Raw genomic sequence first — 2,547 nt, forward strand, 5'->3', positions numbered from 1 at the left:
TCCCCCACGGAGTGTCCGACATCGCCGAGCCAGTCGAGTTCAGGGTTGGTGACGCTGACTTCGACGCCTTCTTGCGCAGAGATCGTTTCGATGTGCTCGATGATGCCATCGTCACTGCTGCCCTCACGAAGGAAGAGGAGACGGACGGTCCTCACAGGTTCTCCAGCGTGAGTTTCGGGTCGGCAGGGGGAGTCGTGAGGTAGACGAGGATGTCGGCACGCGTGACCGAGGACTTCCTGTCGGACCTTCCTCTCCAGGTGTCGGCCATCGGGCGGAGCCGTAGCGCACGCGTGGTGCGGCCCTCGGGACTCCGCACGCTCACACTGTCCGCGAAGAGCAGGTCCTCCGGGCTTACAAGCCGGATGACACCCGGAGAGTGGGTGTTCACCAGGACCTGACGGAACGGATTGTCAGGACCGGGAACATCGGTGGGATCCACCGCAAGGTCGCGTACCAGCTCCACCATGGCTTCGAGGTTTCCGGGGTGGATGCCGTTCTCCGGCTCCTCCATGCACAGAACTCCCCGGACGGAGGGATCCTCCAACAGGACGCACAGGGAGAGGAAGCGCAGTGTGCCCTCGGAGAGTCCACGGGCCGGCATACGGAGGCCGTTGGCCTCGCGGAGCTCGACCGTGAGGAGCTCCCGTACCTCGTCCTCGACGACACGGAGCTCGTCCACCGACACGCCCGCCAGATCCGAGAGCCGTCCAGAAACCCTGGCGTAGACGCGATCGGGATCCCCGTGGGGTTCCTGTTGCGCAATGCGGAAGAGTGTGGCGGGCAGGTGTAGCCCGTTGGCGGTCATCCGCTGCGGATCCGTGTAGCGGTCGGGGGCGCGTAGCGCGGTGGGCTCCAGCGCGAGCCGTTGCCAGGACTGCATCTCCCGGCGGGCAGCGAGAATGGTGGGGTCGTCGCTGCTCGTCACCGTACTGACCACGGTGGCAGGGGCTCGGGAGGCCGCGGCGGGCTTCGGCTGTCCCCTGCTGCCGCCGTCCTGGTGAATGCTGATGGTGGTCTGGCCATCCCTGCCGGACGTAGAGATGAACGCCTGGCCGCTGCGTTTGTTCTTCAGGACCTCGTCGCGGAAGTTGCTCTTGTTGTGAGGGAAACGGAGCCGGTGGGGAGCGTCGCCGAGATTGATGTGTCTCAAACTCTCGTGCAGCAGGGTCATTCGGCCGATCCTGTCCGCTCCGGAGGGGGGCTGAAACCCGAGGCGCAACTCGTAGCGCAGGTAGGTGCTGGTGGCTTCGGCCTCTCGCCCGAAGTCGTCCTCGACCGTCTCCGGCACGATCATCTCGGCCGCGAAGCTCATCCGCCGCTCATGGTTGCCGAAGCCGTTCCAGAACAGCTCCCGTGGATCCCCCGAGCGCTCGCCCGTCGCTCCCCGGACCTCCAGCGCGGCCTCGATGAGTGAGCGGCTGGACAGCAGACTCAGGAACTGGATGGCGTCGAAGAGGTTCGACTTCCCAGTGCCGTTCTCCCCGGCGATGCAGGTGAACGGGCCGAAGTCCACCTCAAGTTCGAGGAGGTTCTTGAAGCCGTCGACCTCCAGACGAGTCAGCACATTGTCCCCTGTTCACCGCGACGTAGGCTTCACCGCCCTCAACACGGCCGGACCGCATGACGGACAGCGATCGGCTGCGGGAAGCCGCAACCAGCCCAAGCTATCAACCAGTCCCACACCGGTACGCGCACCTTGCGCCGGATGAGTACGACGACTTCCAGGATGCCCAGTGCACGCGGAAGTGCGAGTGACGCACGACGTGAACCACGAACAGGCGGCCGAGAGCAGGAGCCGCGGCGCGTCCTGACGCACGAAGCGCCGAACCGTATGACGTTCGCGCTTCGCCTTGGCGCATGTACGACGCACGGACAAGAAAAAGGCCCCCGGGTGGGGGCCTTTTCGCAAGTGGGCGTACCAGGACTTGAACCTGGGGCCTCATCCTTATCAGGGATGCGCTCTAACCGACTGAGCTATACGCCCGCGTTCCGGATGGAACTCTACCGCATCCGGGACCCTCCGGCGAACCGGATCAGGGGGGGATGCGGGGAGGGGCGGGCCTCTCGCGAGGGCCCGCTCCTCCCGATTCTACCGGGCCCCGGGGGTGCCCCGGACTGCTCCGGGGCCCCGGCGGGTCACTCCGACTCGGTCAGGGTGACGTCGATGCCGCCGACCAGGTCCGCGGCCAGGTTGTAGAGCATCGCCCCGACCGTCGACAGGGCCGTGATCAGGATGATGTTCAGCGCCCCGATCAGGCCGGTGTAGCCCAGCACGCGGGCCGGGGAGAACCAGCTCGCCGGGTCGATCGGGACCTCTTCGCCCTCGCCGCCCTCGGTCAGGGCGGTGAGCATGTCCGCCAGGGCGTCGAACACCCCGAGCCCCGACAGGATCGCGTAGACCACCGCCACCGCGACGAACAGGATGATGAAGCACACCAGCGAGATGACGAAGCTGAACTTCATCACCGACCAGGGCTCGATCCTGCTGACGCTCAGGTGCGCCTTGCGAGCCGACTTCGCCGCCGCGATCGGCGGCTTCCCCCCGCC

The 2,547-nt window shown here is 66.4% G+C and carries 2 protein-coding genes and 1 tRNA gene; all 3 read right to left on the minus strand.

The window, feature by feature from the left end; translation table 11 throughout:
• Window positions 1-151: 151 nt before the first annotated feature.
• Window positions 152-1,564, minus strand: coding sequence for an AAA family ATPase (locus D476_RS0115830; protein ID WP_017624918.1), 1,413 nt, complete (start codon window positions 1,562-1,564; stop codon window positions 152-154).
• 346 nt (window positions 1,565-1,910) lie between these two features.
• Window positions 1,911-1,984, minus strand: a tRNA-Ile gene (locus tag D476_RS0115835).
• 152 nt (window positions 1,985-2,136) lie between these two features.
• On the minus strand, window positions 2,137-2,547 hold a 411-nt coding region (locus tag D476_RS0115840; RefSeq protein WP_020380461.1), incomplete at its 5' end, for a DUF3566 domain-containing protein.

Source organism: Nocardiopsis chromatogenes YIM 90109, from assembly GCF_000341185.1.
Lineage (GTDB): Bacteria > Actinomycetota > Actinomycetes > Streptosporangiales > Streptosporangiaceae > Nocardiopsis_A > Nocardiopsis_A chromatogenes.